Raw genomic sequence first — 19,127 nt, 5'->3', positions numbered from 1 at the left:
CAGCCAAGGAGAGTGGAGTGAGCAAAAAACCGACGCTCGCCAGCGTTGCAGAAATGGCCGGCGTCTCCATCCCGACAGTCAGTCAGGTCATGCGCGGCACGGGCCGGATTTCGGCCGAGACCCGAGAGAAGGTCCTGAAAGCCGCAAGCACCCTGCATTATATCCCGGATTCACGCGCAGCATCGATGAGATCCGGCGAGAACCGGGAAATCGGTTTCGTGATCAATCAGTTGGCTAACCCATTCAATGCCGAGGTCATAGGCGGGGTCGTCGATCTGCTGGAAGCCGAAGGTTATCTGGTCTCGGTGCTGGACACGCGCGATGATGCCATCAGGCAGGGCCGCCATCTGGATTCCTTCATCCGGCATGGCCGCGGCGGGCTGCTGTGGGTGCCCGCGATCGATACCCCCGACGAAACCTTCGACATGCTGGCCAAGCATGCCATTCCGACCGTGACCTTCCTGCGTCGGGTCAACGACAGGATCGATCATGTCGGCATCAGAAACGCCGAAGCGACGGCCACGGCCACGGCCTATCTTGCCGACCTTGGCCACCATCACATCGCCTATCTTGGCGGCACCGGCATGACGCGCGTGCGCGAGGACCGCATTTCCGGGTATCGTCGGGTGGTCGCCGAACGCGACCTTGCCCCGGCAATTGTTTGGGACTCGGCCAACGACAAGCTGGCAGGCCTTGAAGCGATCGAGAGCCTACGCGCATCACACCCCGATGTGACGGCGATCGTCAGCAATGGCGACATGGTGGCCTTGGGCGCCTGCCTTGGGTTGCAACGGCAGGGCTTGGTGCCGGGGCGCGATCTGTCGGTGATCGGTTTCGATGACGTGCAGGACGCGGCCGTGGCGACGCCGCCGCTGACGACCATGGCCGTGTCGCCGCATCGGCTTGGCCGGAAGCTGGCCCGCGTTCTTCTGGACCGCATTCAGGACCCCGAAATGCCCGTCACCGTATCCGAGGTGTCGGCCGAGCTTGTGGTTCGCGCCACCACGTCAGGGCCGCCCGCTGGCAATCGGGCGGAGGCTTCGGGTGGTTGATCCTGTTTCTCAAACTGCCTCTAGTTAGAACATTATTTCAACAGGGTAAGCCCGGTTATTGCCGAAGTCGCAGCCCTCAGGACGGCCCTTGCATCGGTCGCCAATCTTCGCGTGCCGCAAGGCAGCTATGGGCCTTAAACGGGTTCATCCCTGCCATACCCGCTGCGGGCCGCAATCGACGTGGACGAAGCCTTTGCGCCGATAGCAGCCGATGCCGCCCGCGCCGCAGATCTTGGCCACGGCGGCGATCCTGTTCGACTGCCACGCCCGGCTGGACGATATCGACCGCCTGCGCCCTGAGGTGGAACGAGTTCTTGGCCGCTCCGATGCCCCTGCTGCGCAGCATCAGGTTCGTGCTTTGCGACCTGAACCCCGAGGTGAGCTGATAGGGATCGCGGGTTCCCAGCTGGTTGTGGATGGCGCTCAGAACCTCGATGGTGCGGATGTCATAGGGCATGCTTTCACCCGTCCGCCAATCGCGCAGGAACCGGTCGATGGCCCGCAGGGCATCGCCGTCATAGCCCGTTGCCGAGCGGAAGCGGATGTCGATCCTTTCGCCCGTGCGCGAGGATTGCATGTTCAGCCGCCCGCTGGACATTCGCAGCATGTTCGCAAAGGCAGGTGTGACGGCCAGGCTGGCCGTGCAGGACAGGATGCCCGCAAGAAAGGCACGACGATGGGGATTTGCTTGTTCGCTCATGTTCCGGATCCGCTTTCCAAGTGAATTCCAAGGCCATTAATTTACCCTGAAACGGGCCCCCTTGGCGGGTGCATGGGCAGGGCGCAGGGGTCCGTCGGTTCATGCCATTGTCCGTTTGGCACCGGTCACTATCCTGATGGAATTTGGGTCGCATCCGGCCCGTGCCTGCATACGTCATGCATCGATCCCCGCCATGCGGAATGGCGGGGATCGATGCAGGGCAGGGGGTTTTGGGGTTATTCTTCGTAGGTCTCGATTAGTTGATCCAGCACGTCCGAGACCGAATGCTGCGTGCCTTCGTTGGTCTGGTGGTTCTCGATCATGATCAACCCTTCCGAGTTGTCGCCAAGATGCATGTCCACCTGTATCCAGTTGCCGATGGCATAGGAATTGGACAGGATCTGATAGCCTGTCGCACCGGTGGCCGGTCCAACCGTCTGCCCTGCGGACTGCCTCTTCAGGGCATCGGGGCCGGACATCTGCAAACGCAGGTGGTTTTCGCGGCTTCGGGGTTGGAAGTTCCACGGGCGCGCACCCGCGACGAAGGTTGTCTCGCCCGCGATGCAGCCTGTTCCGGCTGACAGGCAGGCGCAAAAAATCAGGATCCCCTTCAACGTCTGAACCTTTCGTTCGGGCAAATGGGCGGCAGCCCGGCTTGCGAGACCGGGCCACCTTTCCCGATGCGGTGATTGTGGAAAGCGGATCCCCCGCATGGGGAATGGGCTTAGTTGATGCCGTCGATCGTCACGCCGATGTTGTTGCCGATCGAGGTCGCGACCGAGGAGACGGCGGGGTCAACCAGCGTTCCCAGATCATTGACGTCGGTGAAGCTGACCAGATCGACCGTCGAGGTCGAGGTTCCGACGGCATAGGCGGTCTGCACATTGTTGCCGATCATGAAGGCATCCTGATCCGAGATCGTGGTCAGATCCGCGGTCAGGTTGTTGGCCACCCCCGTCGCGGTGTTGTCGACGGTGGCGTTGACCACCGCGTTGGTGGTGGCGGTCGAGGTCAGCAGACCGGGCACCGACACGTCGACCAGGCCACCCGTCAGGCCGGTTCCGACCGCCAGGCTGGCACCGCCATACAACTGGGTGCTGTCGAACTGGGTCGAGACATCCGAGGCAAGCGAGGCGCTGTTGCCAAGCGAGGTGGCCCCGGTATTCACGGCCGCCACATCATCCAGCGTCAAGCCGCCAAGGTTGACCACATCGTTCGTCACCCCGAGGGTCGAACCGAGGGCGGTGAAATCACCCAGTGCCGTCTGTTCGCTTTCGATCTGTTCCAGACCTGTGGGGGCCACGGCGACGTCGCTGACGGCGCCGGTGGTGACATCGGACAGAACGGTCGCGTCCCAGGTCCAGGTGACGCTGTCGAATGCGAACGCCGGGCTTGCGATGGCCAGAACCAGTGCCGAGATGCTCAGTTGCGTTTTCATGTCTTCTCTCCTGTTGAAGCTTTGATCGTCCTGACTTCGGACGTTTCGGGGTATCCCCCCCCAGGTGCGCAGCCACGCTTGGGTTCGGCTGGCAGCCCGAGACCTTCGGTGAGGATCTGGTACACGGCCATCTCCACCACCGATCGCACGCCAAGCTGAAGCGGTTCGTTGCGAACCTTGCCGGCGTCGAATTCCACGAATTGGTCGCCGAAGAAGCGGAAGATGCCCGCCTCGCTCTCGACGCCGATAATCTGTTTCTGAAGGCTGGTGACATAGACGGTGCCAAGGCTGGCCATGTCGACCAGACGCATGTCCAGCCCGACGTTAATGACCGCGACCCTGCGGCTGCCGCCGACGCCTGCGACGTAGAGGCGTTCGCCACCGGACTGGATGTTGTAGTTCAGCTCGGTCAGGGCGCCCAGCACCAGGAAGTGGGCGGGGGCCACATTGACCGGACGTGTCGGTTGCTTGATCAGGTCCTGCTGGATCAGCTGCTGTTCGGCCAGCGCGACCCGCGGGTCCAGACGTTCGGCCAGATTGACCTGCCGGGTCCGGAAGAGGGCGCTGATGACCATTTCCGACACGCCCTGCGACAGCTCGGTGCTGTCGTTGATCAGGTCGTAGGCCTTCTTGCCCGTCTTGTCGCTGATTTGTCCGACCGCAAAGGTCGGGCGGTTCGGTTTGGGGTTGGCAGCCAGGGCCACCAGGCAGGCGCTGTAGGGGGTCACATTGTCGGTGACCGGCGGTCCGACCAGAGGCTGGACCGGTCTTGCTGGCTCGATGGCCTGATTGCAGGCCCCCAGCAGCAATGTGCAGATGATCGACGCCGCCGCGCCTCTCCGCCAATTTCCAAATGAATGTTGCATGTTTCCGCTTCCCTTCGTTCCTTCACATTAGAACGAGGCGCGTTCACCTGCGTGTGTTCACCAAGGTAAACGGGGCCAGCTTTGGTATAGCGACGATAGGCTTTCGCGCCGCAGCGATGCCGATGGGCGGGGCGACTGTCCCGACGGCACCCATCTTGCGGATCAACGGGTTCGGCCCCGCGGGGCGGGGGGAATCATTGATGCGAATTTGGGGTGGTTACCGGACCTTGGGCCTGCGCGGATCAGTCCAGTTTGGCCCGCCAGGCGTCGCGGGTTTCTTCCCAGGTCGCGGGCAGGTGCTCCAGCAGCCGTTCGGCCCATGCGGCATGGCCGGTCCGGCAGGCTTCCTGAACCGAACTCAGCAGCGCGTGCAGCCGCAGCGCGCCGAACATGCCGCACATGCCCGCCATCTCATGCGCCTTGCTGCGCAGGTCTTCCGGGCAGGGGGCCGTCATCATCAGCGGCAGATCGGTATCGACCTGACGGATGATCGTGGCGATCCGCTCGGACAGGGTGTCATGGGGCAGCAGCTCGGTCAGTTGCTCCCATTGGGCCGGGTCGATCAGGCAGTCCTCTCCCAGACCGGCATTTGGCGGGGGGGCTGGCCGGTTCGCCGCATCGGGTTCGATGATCTGCTGCAATGTGGACGCCAGACCCGTCATGTCGATCGGCTTGCGGATAAAGCCGGTCATCCCGGCCTTGACGAATTCCTGGCGTTCGCCCGACAGGGCATGGGCCGTGACCGGGATGATCGGCGTCGCCCTGTTGGGTCCGTCTGCGGAACGGATGGCCTGCGTGGCCTGCATCCCGTTCACCTCGGGCATCGAGATATCCATCAGGATCGCATCGAACACTTTGACCGCCGCGCATTCGATCGCCTGCCGCCCGCCCGCCGCGCAAGAAACCCGGTGACCCAGCCCCACCAGCATCGCCTCCAGCAGGTCGCGGTTGATCGCATTGTCATCGACCACCAGCAGGTCGAAGGGACCGGCAGCGGGCAATGGCGCGGCGGCCCTGTCCGGACGGTCGGCCGCATCGGGCGCAACGGCCCTTGCGGGAACCTGGAAATGGAAGCGCGCGCCCGTTCCGGGGGCGGATTGGCAGCCGATATCGCCGCCCATGTTGCGCACCAGACGCCGCGCGATGCCCAGTCCCAGCCCCGTCCCACCGGTGCGCCGTTCATAGCGGCTGTCCAGCGAAACGAAATCGTCGAAGATCTTGTCGATGTCGCCTGCCGCGATGCCGTCACCGGTGTCGATCACCTCGAAGCGGGCAAGCCCTTCGCCGTCATCCGCCGGCAGATAGCTAGCCCGAAGCGTGATCTGCCGCCCCGGCGCGAACTTGATGGCGTTGCTGATCAGGTTCACCAGCACCTGCCGCAGCGCCCGCCCGTCGATGTCGAACAGCCTGTCATCCAAACCCTGCCGTTCCAGACCGAAATCGATGCCCGAGGCCGAGGCCAGCGGCTCCATCATCTGATGGATGTGGAAGGTCAGCTCGGACAGGTCGCAGCTGGCGCGGGGGCGGTCCTGATCCTCGACCTCGCTGCGTTCGATGGCCAGAACGTCGTCGATATGGTCCAGCAGGATGTCCCCCGACGTCAGCGCCGCCTGCAGAAAACGCCGCTGTTCGCCATCAAGGGGGCTGTTCCGCAGCAGCTGCAGCGCCGCCATGACGCCGTTCAGGGGGGTGCGCATCTCATGGCTCATCATGGCAAAAAAGCGCGATTTTTCGCGATAGGCGTCCAAGGCGGCATCGCGGGCCTTGAGGATGTCCTCTTCCTTCTGCCTTTTCTCCGTGATGTCGCGAACGTAGGAGACGAAAAGCGGGCCGGTTTCGGACCGGGCGATGGAAACCGAGATCTCGACCGGAAAGATGCGCCCGTCGCGATCCATCATCTCGTATTCCCTGCGCCCCGTTTCGGCGATGCGCGTCTGGTCCGTCTGCCGGAACCGCGCCAGAACGCCACGCTGGTCGTCGCGCAGATGAGGGGGGATGGTCAGGTCAACAAAGTCGCGCCCCACGGCCTCGTCATGCGTATAGCCGAAAATCTGGCTGGCCGAGCCGTTGTAATCATGGATGATCCCGTGTGCGTCGACGACGACCACCGCATCCAGCGACGCGCGCAGGGTCGTTTCCAGACGCAACTGCTTGTCGCGCGCGTCATGGTTCGCGGTGCGCAGGGTTCTGGTCTGACGGGCCAGGCAGACCGTCAGCAGCATCAGCCCCGCCGTCACCAGCATGATGGCCGCGGCCAGGATCTTGACCAGACGCACGATCCGCTCGCGCTCGGCTTCGGCGATGGCGGCAGTCTGGGTGATCGAATCCAGCGCGATCATCCGGGGCAGGGCGGCGATGGCGTCCATCTGTCGGGCAAAGGTCGGCAGGCTGGCCACAAGGGCCGCGTCGTCGCGATCGATCAGCGGGGTCATGTCGTCCAGCATCTGCCGGACCTTGCCGATGTCGGGCGTGTCCAGATCCGACCCCTGGCGTCTTTCGGCGATCCTGATGCGGCTGTAGAAAACGTCGAAACGCCGGCGCAACTGGTCGATCGCCCCCGCATTACCGGTTCCGACACCGGCCAGCGCACGTTCCAGCTTGAGATAGTCAACCTCCAGTTGGGCATAGAGCCAGCCGGTGTTGTCCCGCTGCGCGCCGCCAAGGTTGCGGATGCCATTGCTGATGCCGAAGATCAGAAATCCGGCAAGGATGACCGTCGCCAGTATCGGCAGGGCCAGCATGGCCTTGCTGCCGCACCTTGATCGGGCCTGCTGTGACGGCATGGGTTCGTCCTCGGCTGCGGGGGCTCTGGCGCGGGGGCAGGCATTCCCGGTGGCGCGACGACGGGGGGCTTCCGCCCTCGCCCGGACCAGAGCTCAAGGAGCCTTTGTGACAGGACAGGGCGCATTTCGAAATCGCGCAGAGGTATATGGCCGCTCTGCGATGGCATAGCGATGGGGTTCATAGGGATAGTCAGACCCGAGATATTCAAATTTTGCTATGTCATATCCCGGTTGTCATGTACTTTCGAACGGCAAGCGACCCTCAGGCGGCAGAGGACCGACCACCCATGACCTTGAACATATTGATAGCCGACGATCATGACATGGTGCGCGAAAGCGTCCGCATGTTCCTTGATGCCGATGGTGCGACGCAGACCGTCCCTGCCTGCAACCTGCCCGAGGCGCTGGAGCTGATCGACCGCGACGGCCCCTTCGACCTTGTGCTGCTGGATTACACCATGCCCGGCATGAGGGGGCTGCAGGGCCTGGATGCGGCAATCAAGGCCAATGGCGGCAAGCCGGTCGGCATCATCTCGGGGACGGCCACGCGGCTGGTGGCCGAACAGGCGCTGGAGGCGGGGGCCATCGGCTTTCTGCCCAAGACGCTGCCGGTCAAGTCGCTGGTCAATGCCGTGCGCTTCATGGCTGCGGGCGAAGTCTATGCGCCGCTCAGCTTCATGTCGGGCAAGGATGATCCTGCCGATACCGAGTTCGAAAAGGACCTGTCGGCGCGTGAAAAGCAGGTCCTGCGCGGCCTGATCGAAGCCCGCTCCAACAAGGAGATCGCGCGCGAGCTGGAGTTGCAGGAGGTGACCATCAAGCTGCACGTCAAGACGCTGTGCCGCAAGTTGGACGCCCGCAACCGGACAGAAGCCGCCATGATCGCCCGTGATGCGGGCTTTGTCTGAACCACTGTTCCCAGATTCCAGCCGGCGGCCCGGACAGGCCATGTCCCGTCACAGATGCGCCGCGATGATCTGATGCATTTCGGCCGCCAGACCCGCAAAGCGGTCGGGCGTCAGGCGATTGCCGGGTGCCGCCACACCGAAACCGGCCAGCATCTCGCCATCCTCGATCCACGGCACAGCGACCGCGGCGATGCCGTCGAAGACCTGTTCGTGATCGGTGGCATAGCCGTCGCATGCGATCCGGTCCAGTTCATGCTGGATGTCCGGGGGCACATCCGTCCGTGCGCGCAGCGATGAATTATGGGCCAGGAAAAGCTGGCCGATGGCCGATCCCGTCATGGTGACACGTTCGCCGGGTTGGGCTGCGACATGCAGCAGCTTGCGGCTTTCGATGGCGTCCAGAAAATAGATCTCATCCCCCGAAGGCACGGCAAGGAAGACCGTTTCCCCTGTGGTTTCATACATCCGCTTCAGGACCGGGCGCAGCCGTTCACGCAGTCGCGCGTCGTTGCCCGCGACCCGGGCGATGTTCAGGATGCGATCGCCCAGATGGTAGCGCGCATCCCCCTGACGCCGCCGGACATAGCCGAGCGAGACCAGAGTGTTCAGCAGGTTGTGGGTCGTGGGTACCGTCAGTGCGGCGATTTCGGAAATTTCCTTCAACCGCGCCGATCCACCAGATCGGGCCAGAATTTCAAGAAGATGGAGTGCGCGCGACACGGATTGGATCATGGCGGACCTTCGGAAGGATAAATATTCAACATCGTGGAATTAAATTGATAGATCAATCGGTTTAAAATCCGAAGGATAGAATTTTTCAGGAACCTTGGCTGAAAATCACCCGTTGAAACCCCGCAAACACGCCGCGACGTGCTGTGGAAATTGATCGACGGCCCCGACGGCCCTATCGCAAGGAGACCATGATGAGCGAAGAACTCGACGACCTTTTGCCGCCCGTGGAATACATCACCGATGCCTATAAGGGCGCCGGCAAGCTGACGGGGAAACGCGTCCTGATCACCGGCGGCGACAGCGGCATCGGACGTGCCGTGGCGCTGCATATGGCCCGCGAAGGCGCGCGTGTCGCCATTCTGTATCACGAAGACGCCGAGAGCGCCGAGAAGACCCGCAGCGGCATCGAGGCCGAAGGCGCCGAAGCCCTGATCCTTCAGGGCGATACCGGCACGCCCGCCGATTGCGCGGCCACCGTCGCCGCCGTCGTCAAGGCATGGGGCGGCATCGACGTGCTGGTCAACAACGCGGGCATGCAGAAGCCCTATCACAACCAGTCCGAGATCTCGGACGCGGACTGGCAGAAGCATTTCGATGTCAACATGAACGGCATTTTCCACACCACCCGCGCCGCGCTGGAACATATGTCCGAAGGTGCCAGCATCATCAACACGACCTCGGTCAACGCCTTTGTCGGCAATGCCGCGCTGGTGCCCTATACCGCGACCAAGGGGGCCATCGTCGGCTATACCCGCGCGCTGGCGCTGGATCTGCTGGACCGTGGCATCCGCGTGAACCAGGTCGCGCCGGGACCGGTGGCCACCGAAATCCAGTTGGTCTTCAAGGATTTCGACAAGAAGATGCTGAAGGAAATGTCCTCGCCCATGGGCCGTCTTGGCCAGCCGCGGGAACTGGGTCCGGCCTATGTCTTCCTGGCCTGTCAGGACAGCAGCTTCGTGACCGGCCAGACCCTGCATGTGAACGGGGGCATGATCGCCAATGGATGATCTGCACGCCGCATCCCACGCCTCCTCCGCTTGGGCCGACCGTCGGGATCACCGCGAATGGCTGCGCGCCGAGGGACGCCGCCTGCTGCGCCATTACGCCCGCGCCCGCGTGCCCGGAGGCTTTGCCACCTTGGGCAACGATGGCCTGCTGGTCAACAAGGTGCCGCAGGGCATCGTCACCGCGCGCAAGGTGCATTGCTACAGCCTTGCCACGCTGATGGGCATTCCCGGCGCATCCACCTTGGCCGATCACGGCATTGCGGCGCTGTTGGACGGGCCCCTGCGCGATCACGAAGCAAGGGGCTGGTTCGAAGACGCCAGCGGTCCGTCGCGCAAGAAGGCGTATCTGCACGCCTTCATGGCCCTTGCCGGGGCCTCGGCGACGATGGCGGGCCTGCCGCGGGGGCAGGAGTTGATGCAGGCCGCCACGGATGTCATCGACCGGCATTTCTGGATCGCCTCGGAAGAGGTGATGCAGCCGACCTTCGCCGCCGACTGGTCCGACCCCGAGGCCTATCGCGGGGCCAATTGCAACATGCACACGACCGAGGCCTGTCTGGCCCTGTCGGACGCCACCGGCGACCCGCGCTGGCTGGACCGCGCGATCGCGCTGGCACGTCGCTTTGGTCACGACATTCCGGCAGCGCATGACGGCCTGCTGCCTGAACATTTCGCCCCGGACTGGACGCTGCTGCCTGATTATGGCGCGGACCAGCCCGCCGATGACACGCGCCCCTATGGCCTGACGCCCGGCCATCACGCCGAATGGGCGGGCCTGCTGCTGAAGGTCGAGGCCGCCTGTAAAAAAGCCGGGCGTCCGGCGATGGATTGGCTGCTGACGGATGCCGTGTCCCTGTTCGACAGGTCGGTCGAATTGGGCTGGGCGCCGGACGGTCAGCCGGGGATGGTCTATACCGTCGGCTTTGACGGGTCGGTTTCGGTTTCCGTGCGTGCCTATTGGGTGCAGGCCGAGCTGGCGAATACAGCCCTGATGCTGCACCGCCGCACCAATAAGCCACGGTTCGAGGCGACCTATCGTCAGGCTTGGGATTTCATCGCAGACAGGCTGATCGACCACGATGCCGGTGGCTGGCGTCACGAAGTCAACGCCCAAGGCCATCCAAGCCAGACAGTCTATCCCACGCGCGAGGATCTCTATCACGACTTCCAAGCAACGGTGACACCGCTTATCCCGACCTCGGCTTCACTGGCGGGCGGCCTGCGGTGATGTGAAGCTATGTATTGGCGGGTGATGAAGACGTGTCCGCGGACCGGCGTCGAGCTTGCAGCAAAACGTCCCAGTCTTCATCGGCCCGTCGATCACATCACCCCCGCAATGTCCGGCGACAGCAAGACCGTTAAGCCAGATCCCGCAAAACATGACATCCGGCCTTGAAAGTGAAAGGTATCAGCGCATTTTGGCCCCATTACGTCAGTAACATAGCCTCCGATGTTCGCTTGTCTTTCGGGTCCCAAGGATCGATATTTTTGTTAGCCATGACATTAATCAAGCCAAGTAAGCCTTCAGTCGTCTAATCGCAGGGGGGTGCCATACGTCTTGCATCATGGCCGCGTTCTGCGAGCGGCATACCTTATAGGGGTGGATTTTCCCCATGATCGGGTCGAAACCAGGATAGTTCACCGTTTATCCTCGCGTCATCTCCGTATTCATTGATTGCCTGTGCGCGTTGACGAAAAGGTGAGTTTTGGTCGTGAAGCCACCTTGAGAACGGCCCAAACCCTGACGCGCAGTTCCCCCATAGCGCCCGCTGCCTGATGGTATGCGCGGATCACGGTGCTATCGATCATTTGCAGGGTGCTTGCTACGTTCCCGATTTGGATGTGCCATCCATGATGTCCTTCCACAGACATTTGTCCATATGCCGAAGTTCGCCGAGAGATTTCGGCAGGGCAGCCCGTTGCGTGCATTCTGGGAAATATCAGCGGAAACGAAGCGGTGGATGTCCCGCCGGCATCCATTCGGGGCGCGGGCAGCGAAGATGAACCCCCGCGAAAAACGCCCATTCCTCGTATGATACAAGATCTGGTGCCAAGCCGGTCTCCATCGCGGAAACCAGCTTGAACCGGGCCTCTACCCTCAGGAAAATCCCTTATGTCAAGGTTGCTTAAGCTGATCGTCCTTCAGCCAGACGGGTCGACCAGAATCTTCACCTGCGACTTTTCAGCGACCAGCGCTTCGAACCCCTGATCGACGATCTGATCGATCGAGATGCGTTTGGTCACCAGATTGTCGGCGCTGAAATAGCCCTGAGCCATCAGTGCCATGACGGCGGGATAGACGTTCCTGTAGGCGATGGTCCCCAGAAGCTGACGTTCCTTCAGAACGACGGTGTTGGGATGGAAGGCGGCGTCGCCCTCCCAGATCGAAACGACCAGCGTCTGACCTTCGTGCCTTGTGCTGTCGATGCATTGTGGCAGGACGCGGGGGACGCCGGTCACTTCGAAGGCGACATGCACGCCGCCGGTGGCATGGCGGATGCTGGCGACGGGATCGTCGGTCGTCGGATCGATGGCGGTGGTCGCGCCCAGCTCCAAGGCTTTCCGACGCCGCTCGGGCGAGGGTTCGACGACATGGATCTGGGCCGCGCCGGCCACGCGCAGGGCCTCGACCACCAGCAATCCGATGGGACCCGCGCCGAAGACGGCAGCCGTGTCACCCGCCTTGATCCGGGACATCCGCACTGCATGCAATGCCACTGCGGCCGGTTCGACCAGCGCACCCTGTTCCATCGACAGTTCATCGGGCATCTTGTGCACCATCCGCGCGGGCACGACCGAAAGCTGGGCGAAACCGCCGTGGCCACCCGACAGGCCGACAAAACCCAGACTGTCACACAGGTTGTATTTCCCTTCCCGACAGGCGGGGCAGTGACCGCAGGCGAAGATCGGCTCGACCGTCACCCGGTCACCAACATCCAGACCGGTCACGCCTTCGCCAAGCGCCGTGATGGTGCCGCAGTATTCATGCCCCATCGTGATCGGCGCCTTGTCGTGACTGAGGGGATGTTCCTGATCCACGGGAACGAAGATCGGTCCGGCAAGGTATTCATGCAGATCACTGCCGCAAATGCCTGCCCATGCGACCTTTATCGCGACCTCGCCCTGTCCGGGGGTCGGTGTCCGGGTGTCTTCGACGCGAATGTCCTTAACGCCATGCCAACGTGCCGCTTTCATCGTCTCTCTCCTTGGGTGATGATGGTCCCGCGCGCCCGAAGGCCCGCGGAATTTTGTCATGTTGTGACCGTCGCGATCATGCGGTGTGATGGACGTCCTGCAGGCCGTAGACCGGGGTCTCCAGACCCTCCATCCGCGCCTTGAGCTGCAGCGCCAGATAGAGCGAGTAGTGTCGCGACTGATGCAGGTTGCCGCCGTGGAACCACAGTCGGTCCTGCTGGGTCGGTTTCCACATGTTGCGCTGCTCTCCCTCCCACGGGCCGGGGTCTTTGGTCGTGTCGGACCCGAGGCCCCAGACCTTGCCGACCTTGTCGGCGACCTCTTGGCTGATCAGATCGGCGGCCCAGCCATTCATCGACCCATAGCCTGTCGCGAAGACCACCAGATCGGCAGGCATGCGCGTGCCGTCCGCAAGGACCACGGCATCGTCTTCGAAATGATCCACCTGTCCCTTGGCCAGTTTGACCTTGCCGTCGATGATCAACTGGCTGGCCCCGACATCGATATAGTAACCGGACCCCCGCCGCAGATACTTCATGAACAGGCCGGACCCGTCGTCTCCCCAATCCAGATCGAAGCCGGCCTTTTCCAGACCTGCATAGAACTCGGCATCACGTTCGCGCATCTTATCGTAAAGCGGGATCTGGAATTCATGCATGATCCTGTAGGGCAGCGAGGCGAAGATCATGTCCGCCTTTTCCGTCGTGACACCATTGGCCAGCGCCTCTTCCGAGTAGAGCGCGCCAAGCCCGATCTCCATCAGCGAATCCGAGCGTACGATATGGGTCGAGGATCGCTGGACCATCGTCACATCGGCGCCGCCTTCCCAAAGCGCGGCACAGATGTCATGGGCCGAGTTGTTCGAGCCGATCACCACGACCTTCTTGCCGGCCCAGTCATCCGGCCCGTCGTGCTGCGAGGAATGCTGGATTGTCCCCTTGAAGCTGTCCATGCCGGGAAATTGCGGCATGAAGGACTTGCCCGACATGCCGGTGGCCAGAACCAGCTGCGTCGGTTGCAGGGTGACGGTCTTGCCGTCGCGGTTGACCTTTACCGTCCATTTGCCGGCCGCGTCGTCATAGGTGGCCTTGGTCACCTCGGACCGCGTCCAATAGTTGATCTCCATGACCTTGGTATACATTTCCAGCCAATCGCCCACCTTGTCCTTGGGCGTGAAGACCGGCCAGTTGTCCGGGAATTTCAGATAGGGCAGGTGGTCGTACCAGACCGGATCATGCAGGCAGAGCGACTTGTAGCGGCTGCGCCACTGATCGCCGGGCCGGTCATGCTTGTCCAGAACGATGGTGGGCACGTTCAACTGACGAAGTCGCGCACCGAGGGCGATCCCGCCTTGTCCGCCGCCGATCACAAGAACATAGGGCTGCGTGCCATAGCCCAGATCGGCCTCTTCGGCCTCGCGGCGTTCTTTCCATGAACTGCGGTTTTTGGCGGCGCCATGTTCTGCGCCCATGGGGCGCCTTGTGCCGCGGTTTTCCTCGAACCCCTTCAGCTCTTGCAGCGCGGTTAGCAATGTCCAGATCTTGCCATCGCGGATCCGCATCAGACCCCACCCACGGCCCGCCCGGGTTTCGAATGTTGTCCATGCGGTGATGACGCCGCCCTCATCGGCGGGCATTTCGCCCGATTGGATCGCGAATTTCCCCGGACGCGTATGTTCCAGCTGGTTCTGCAGCATGTCGGTCACACCGGCAGGGCCCTCGACCGTCTTCAGGTTCCAGCTGACCGCCACAAGATCACGCCAATAGCTGTCGGTCGCAAAGAGAGCTGCCACCCGGTCTATATCGCCACCCTCCAATGCGGCGTTCAGGCGGTCCAGCATGTCCTGGGTCTGTGTGGTCGTCGTTGAATCAAGCATTGCAACTCCTCCTCTGTGCGCAGCTTGGGACAAGTATCGCCATGCGGAGGCAGCGCGATCTACATCGCAAAGCGGAATGGTCGGGAAAATAAGACCGCTGCGATGCGGCATGTTGCGTGCGCAACATCCGCGCAACCGCTCAGCCGGGCGCGCGCAAACCGGCCTTGCGGATCCGTCGCAGGATGGTGGATCTGTTCACCCCAAGGCGACGCGCGGCGCAAGCCATGTTCCAGGCGCAGGCCTCGAGGACATCCTCCAGACATTCCGATGTGCCCGCCAGCGCGGGCGGATCGTCGTGCTGCGGGATGGGGCCGGTGTCGGGCAGGTCGGGCAGGTCGATGACCGGACCGACACAGAAGGCCGCCGCGACATCCAGAACCTGCTCCAGTTCGCGGATGTTGCCCGGCCATCGCCGCCCCATCAGCTCGGCCCGCGCCGAGGGCGACAGACGCATCGCGCCCGCGGCATGACGGACCAGATGGCGTGACATCAGCCAACCAAGATCGCGGCGCATCCGCAGTGGTGGCACCGTCAGGGTGCAGCCCGCCAGACGGTGGAAGACCGGCCGCGTCAGGCCAAGCGTCGCCGGATCGACGCAGGTCGTGGCGATGGTGCGTAAATCCGGCTGCTGGTCCAGAAGGCCACCCAAGGCGGCAGCCGTGTCCGGTTGCAGATCCTCGATCCGGCGCAGAAGCAAGGTGGTGGGATCGACGACGTTCCCGCAGGCCTCGGCCAGCGTTTGCGGTTCCAATCCGGCACAGGAGAGAGAGATGAAGCCCTGCGATTTGCTTGTCATGTGGATCGCGCGGGCCAGCCGGGTCTTGCCGGTGCCCGTCTCTCCGGTGATCAGCAGGGGCACCCGACCCGGGGCCAGTCGCTCGGCCTGGGACAGCAGTTGGGTCATGGCCGGATCGCCGCCGGTCAATCCGGCCAATGCGCCGTCTCTGCGGTTGTTCTGCAAGGGGGTGCGGGGCGCCTTGGGCGCAATGGCGTGACCGAACAGGCCGCCGCCGTCGCGCATCTGGATCACGCGTTCTTCCGTCGGACGGTCGCGCATCAGGTCGGGCAGATCATCGACACTGACGTCCAGCACCTGATCGATCCGACTGCCAAGGATCACGCTGCCCTCGGGGAACAGGTGCCGGGCCGCACGGGTATAGCCCAGAACGCGGCCCGACCCGTCCAGCCGGATTGCGGCCTCGGGGTCGACATCCAGAAACTCGGGGCTGGAGGACAGGCGCAGGACCCAATCCCGCGGGCTCTCGGCCATCAGGTTGGCCATTTCGACGCGGCGGGCGGCGGCGGTGACAAGGGTCATCGCCAGGTTCTGGCTTGTCTTGGGTGCGGGCGAACGCAACAGAGAGATATCCAGAACCGCCGCCAGTTGTCCCAAGCTGTCGAAGATCGGCGCGGCCGTGCAGGATAAGGCAGTGTGGGCATTCCCGAAATGGTCGTCTTGATGCACGGTCACCGGTGCTTGCGTCACGATGCAGGCGCCGACCCCGCAGGTGCCGGCAAGATTTTCGGACCAGTTCGATCCAAGGTGAAGACCGGAACGGCGCAGGTCGTCCGTAAACAGATCATCGCCGAAAAAATCGACGCAGACCCCTTTGGCGTCGGTCAGAAGCAGCACGTAATTCTGCCCGGCAACCTGCCGGAACAGCGACTGCAGACCCGAGCGTGCCGCGGCGATCAGCCATTCGGCCTGCTTGCGATGGTCGCGCAGCTCGGTCTCGGTTACGATATACGCCGGATCACTGCGCATCGGGTCCATGCCGTACAGTTCGACACATCGCCGCCACGATGCGGAAATGAAGCTGTCGCGGTTCGTATGGCTGCCCTCTAGGACCCGTCCGATTTCCTCGACATGCCGAGCATCCCTTACCATATGCACCCCCCCTTGAGGACGGTACCACAGAGGCGATCTGCGACCAGAGGGACTTTGGAATTAGCGCCTGCTGTTGTCCCGCTGGACGTCGAGGATCGAAGTTTCGCGCGTCTTTGGCCCTATCAGCATAGCAAAGGTGGCCTGTGAGGCGATCGGCGCAGTCGCGTGAAATTCGAGATCAACTTGACTGACCGTAGACACGAATGATCGTACACGGGCGGGTCTTCAGCCGCCATCAAGGTGCCACGATCAGCCTGCGTCGGGACGGGATCACTGTCTCGCTGATGGGATCTGCGTGGCATGAAGTAGAAGACGTATACATATGAAATTTCAGACTAAATAGCATCCGCTTCCATCTCGCCTCTCGTGCCGTGATCCGCTCCGCCCGACTTTATCCCTAATGTATGCCGCCCCGCGGGCCCAAGAAGGCTATCGATGCGGCAGAGAGGCGGGACCAAACTGTCGGTCGCTTCGCCACGTCTTTGACGGCCTGCCGCCGTCAGACTGCCTTCGACTGGTTCACGCGCGCTGACAATTCTTCGTGGTTTTCCACGCGCTCGGAATAGCGGTCCACAAGGTGGTCCTTGATATCACGGGTCAGCAGGGTGAAGCGCACCAGTTCCTCGATCACATCGACGGCCCGGTTATAGTAGGGCGAGGGTTTCATGCGGCCTGCCTCATCAAATTCGTCCCAGGCCTTGGCGACGGATGACTGGTTCGGGATCGTCAGAAGCCGCATCCAGCGACCAAGAATGCGCAGTTGGTTGACGGTGTTGAAGCTTTGACTGCCCCCGCAAACTTGCATCACCGCCAGCGTCTTGCCCTGCGTGGGGCGCACGCCGCCAAGTGACAGCGGGATCCAGTCGATCTGCGTCTTCATGACGCCGGTCATCGCGCCGTGTCGTTCGGGGGAACACCAGACCATGCCCTCGGACCAGCCGACAAGGTCGCGCAGTTCGGCCACCTTGGGGTGGTCGGCCTCGGTCGCATCGGCCAGGGGCAGGCCGGTTGGATCGAAGATGCGTGGCTCGGCCCCGAAAGCGGTCAGAAGGCGTGCTGCCTCCTCTGTCGAAAAGCGTGAAAAGCTTCGTTCGCGAAGCGAGCCATAGAGCAGCAGGATGCGCGGCGCATGGGTGCTGCGCGTGGCGGGGAACAATTGCTGCGGGTCGATGGCGTCAAAGCAGGTGGGTTCAAGGTTCGGCAGGTCAGTCAAGGATTTCACCCTTCTGGTTCAGGATCATATGCCCGTCTTCCTTGTAAAGCGGGCCGGTCGGCAAGCGATCAAGCAATGGCAGCACAGCCTCGGACGGGCGGCAGAGGCGGACACCCTTGGGCGAGGCCACAATGGGGCGGTTGACCAGAACGGGATGGACCAACATTGCGTCCAATATCTGTTCCTCGGTGACGCCAGCTTCCAGCAGTCCCAGTTCGGTGGCGGGTGATTTCGTTGTTCGCAGTGCCTCGCGTGCGGTCAGGCCCGCTGCCGCGAACAGCGCCAGCAGTTGCGGGCGGGTCCAGCCTTCGGACAGATAGTCGATCACGACGGGCTGGATGCCTGCCGCGCGAATGTATCGCAGCACATTGCGCGAGGTGCCGCAGGCGGGATTGTGATGGATGACGATCATGGGTGGGTCTGGGGAAAGCGGCGGCGCGTGCGATTGGCAAAGGCGACAAGGGACAGCATCACCGGCACCTCAACCAGCACGCCCACCACCGTTGCCAGCGCCGCCCCCGACCCGAGGCCGAACAGGCTGATGGCGACTGCGACCGCCAATTCGAAGAAGTTCGAGGTTCCGATCAGCGCGCAGGGGGCCGCGATCCGATGGGGCACCCCCAGCAGAAAGGCGGCACCATAGCCGATGGCAAAGATCAGATAGCTCTGGATCAGGATCGGCACTGCGATCATCGCGATGACGACGGGCCGGTTCAGAATGGTCCCGGCCTGCAGCCCGAACAGGATCGCGACCGTCGCAACAAGCCCGATCATGGACCACGGCTTGACGCGTGCCGCGAATGCGTCGATCCGCGCGGCGTTAGACAGCAAGCGTCGCGTCACCAGTCCCGCTGTCAGAGGCAGCACCACGTAAAGGACGGTGGCCAGCACCAGCGTCTGCCACGGCACCGCAATCTCGGTCACGCCCAGCAGCAGCGCCACGATCGGTGCGAAAACCACGACCATGATCAGGTCGTTCACCGAAACCTGCACCAGCGTATAGGTGGCATCTCCGCGCGTCAGCTGCGACCAGACGAAGACCATCGCCGTGCAGGGCGCCGCACCCAGCAGGATCAGTCCGGCAATATATTGCTGTGCGTCCTGCGGCGCGATCCAGGGGGCAAAGACGTAATCGAAGAACAGCACCGCCAGCAGCGCCATGGAGAAGGGTTTGATCAGCCAGTTCACCACCAGCGTGATCACCAAACCCTTTGGCTGCCGAAACGCCCCGGCCACGGCGCCGAAATCGACGCTGACCATCATCGGATAGACCATCGCCCAGATCAGCACGGCGACGACCAGATTGACTGATGCGATCTCGGCTGCGGCGACGGCCTGCACCAAGCCCGGTACCAGCACACCCCCCGCAAGCCCCGCCAGCATCGCCAGCCCGACCCAAAGCGTCAGCCAGCGTTCGAATATGCCCATCGGGCTGTCCTTGGGACCTGTCATATCTGTCATTTGATCGT

General features: G+C 62.8%; 16 protein-coding genes. 4 read left to right on the top strand and 12 right to left on the bottom strand.

From position 1 onward, the window contains the following. Nucleotides 1–17: 17 nt before the first annotated feature. On the top strand, nucleotides 18–1,052 hold the full coding sequence (locus SJY40_RS16895) for a LacI family DNA-binding transcriptional regulator (RefSeq protein ID WP_378949517.1): 1,035 nt from the start codon (nucleotides 18–20) through the stop codon (nucleotides 1,050–1,052). A 76-nt stretch (nucleotides 1,053–1,128) separates the two neighbouring features. On the opposite strand, the gene SJY40_RS16890 is transcribed toward SJY40_RS16895, so the two are convergent. The 5 genes from SJY40_RS16890 to SJY40_RS16870 all read right to left on the bottom strand — a co-directional run bounded on the left by SJY40_RS16890 (nucleotide 1,129) and on the right by SJY40_RS16870 (nucleotide 6,839). Further along, on the bottom strand, nucleotides 1,129–1,752 hold the full coding sequence (locus tag SJY40_RS16890) for a YcbK family protein (protein ID WP_378949514.1): 624 nt from the start codon (nucleotides 1,750–1,752) through the stop codon (nucleotides 1,129–1,131). 236 nt (nucleotides 1,753–1,988) lie between these two features. Further along, nucleotides 1,989–2,366 carry a hypothetical protein gene (locus tag SJY40_RS16885; protein ID WP_378949511.1) on the bottom strand — a complete coding sequence of 126 codons (378 nt, stop codon included), beginning with the start codon at nucleotides 2,364–2,366 and terminating at the stop codon, nucleotides 1,989–1,991. A gap of 110 nt (nucleotides 2,367–2,476) precedes the next feature. After that, a complete protein-coding gene (locus SJY40_RS16880) occupies nucleotides 2,477–3,190 on the bottom strand; it encodes a hypothetical protein (RefSeq protein WP_378949508.1) in 714 nt (237 codons plus the stop codon). Continuing rightward, complete coding sequence (locus tag SJY40_RS16875) at nucleotides 3,187–3,999, bottom strand: CsgG/HfaB family protein (protein WP_378949505.1); 813 nt, start codon at nucleotides 3,997–3,999, stop codon at nucleotides 3,187–3,189. The genes SJY40_RS16880 and SJY40_RS16875 overlap by 4 nt, the downstream gene beginning before the upstream one ends. A gap of 299 nt (nucleotides 4,000–4,298) precedes the next feature. Further along, nucleotides 4,299–6,839, bottom strand: coding sequence for an ATP-binding protein (locus SJY40_RS16870; protein ID WP_378949502.1), 2,541 nt, complete (start codon nucleotides 6,837–6,839; stop codon nucleotides 4,299–4,301). Nucleotides 6,840–7,126: 287 nt separating this feature from the next. Between SJY40_RS16870 and SJY40_RS16865 the strand changes: the two genes are divergently transcribed. Further along, entirely contained in the window at nucleotides 7,127–7,747 is a 621-nt protein-coding gene (locus SJY40_RS16865) for a response regulator (RefSeq protein ID WP_378949499.1), read from the top strand. Nucleotides 7,748–7,795: 48 nt separating this feature from the next. On the opposite strand, the gene SJY40_RS16860 is transcribed toward SJY40_RS16865, so the two are convergent. Then, nucleotides 7,796–8,467 (bottom strand): IclR family transcriptional regulator, encoded by a 672-nt coding sequence (locus SJY40_RS16860; protein WP_378949496.1) that lies wholly within the window; start codon nucleotides 8,465–8,467, stop codon nucleotides 7,796–7,798. A gap of 203 nt (nucleotides 8,468–8,670) precedes the next feature. On the opposite strand from SJY40_RS16860, the gene SJY40_RS16855 reads away from it, so the two are divergent. Further along, nucleotides 8,671–9,486, top strand: coding sequence for an SDR family oxidoreductase (locus SJY40_RS16855; RefSeq protein WP_378949493.1), 816 nt, complete (start codon nucleotides 8,671–8,673; stop codon nucleotides 9,484–9,486). Beyond that, on the top strand, nucleotides 9,479–10,714 hold the full coding sequence (locus tag SJY40_RS16850) for an AGE family epimerase/isomerase (protein ID WP_378949490.1): 1,236 nt from the start codon (nucleotides 9,479–9,481) through the stop codon (nucleotides 10,712–10,714). Before SJY40_RS16855 ends, SJY40_RS16850 begins: the two co-directional genes overlap by 8 nt. A 914-nt stretch (nucleotides 10,715–11,628) precedes the next feature. Here the strand turns inward: SJY40_RS16850 and SJY40_RS16845 are convergent. The 6 genes from SJY40_RS16845 to arsB all read right to left on the bottom strand — a co-directional run bounded on the left by SJY40_RS16845 (nucleotide 11,629) and on the right by arsB (nucleotide 19,119). Then, on the bottom strand, nucleotides 11,629–12,681 hold the full coding sequence (locus tag SJY40_RS16845) for a 2,3-butanediol dehydrogenase (RefSeq protein WP_378949487.1): 1,053 nt from the start codon (nucleotides 12,679–12,681) through the stop codon (nucleotides 11,629–11,631). Nucleotides 12,682–12,757: 76 nt separating this feature from the next. Next, a complete protein-coding gene (locus tag SJY40_RS16840) occupies nucleotides 12,758–14,557 on the bottom strand; it encodes an NAD(P)/FAD-dependent oxidoreductase (RefSeq protein ID WP_378949484.1) in 1,800 nt (599 codons plus the stop codon). 139 nt (nucleotides 14,558–14,696) lie between these two features. Continuing rightward, nucleotides 14,697–16,445 (bottom strand): sigma-54-dependent Fis family transcriptional regulator, encoded by a 1,749-nt coding sequence (locus tag SJY40_RS16835; protein WP_378949481.1) that lies wholly within the window; start codon nucleotides 16,443–16,445, stop codon nucleotides 14,697–14,699. Between the two features lie 499 nt (nucleotides 16,446–16,944). Further along, nucleotides 16,945–17,658, bottom strand: coding sequence for an arsenical resistance protein ArsH (gene arsH / locus SJY40_RS16830; RefSeq protein WP_378949478.1), 714 nt, complete (start codon nucleotides 17,656–17,658; stop codon nucleotides 16,945–16,947). Then, a complete protein-coding gene (gene arsC, locus SJY40_RS16825) occupies nucleotides 17,651–18,070 on the bottom strand; it encodes an arsenate reductase (glutaredoxin) (RefSeq protein WP_378949475.1) in 420 nt (139 codons plus the stop codon). Before arsC ends, arsH begins: the two co-directional genes overlap by 8 nt. Beyond that, the gene (arsB, locus tag SJY40_RS16820) at nucleotides 18,067–19,119 is read right to left on the bottom strand and encodes an ACR3 family arsenite efflux transporter (protein ID WP_378949472.1); all 1,053 of its coding nucleotides are present in this window, start codon (nucleotides 19,117–19,119) and stop codon (nucleotides 18,067–18,069) included. The genes arsC and arsB overlap by 4 nt, the downstream gene beginning before the upstream one ends. Nucleotides 19,120–19,127 lie beyond the last annotated feature (8 nt).

The sequence above is a fragment of the Paracoccus sp. R86501 genome, from assembly GCF_042466435.1.
Lineage (GTDB): Bacteria > Pseudomonadota > Alphaproteobacteria > Rhodobacterales > Rhodobacteraceae > Paracoccus.
This window is presented reverse-complemented; position numbering and strand designations above follow the sequence as displayed.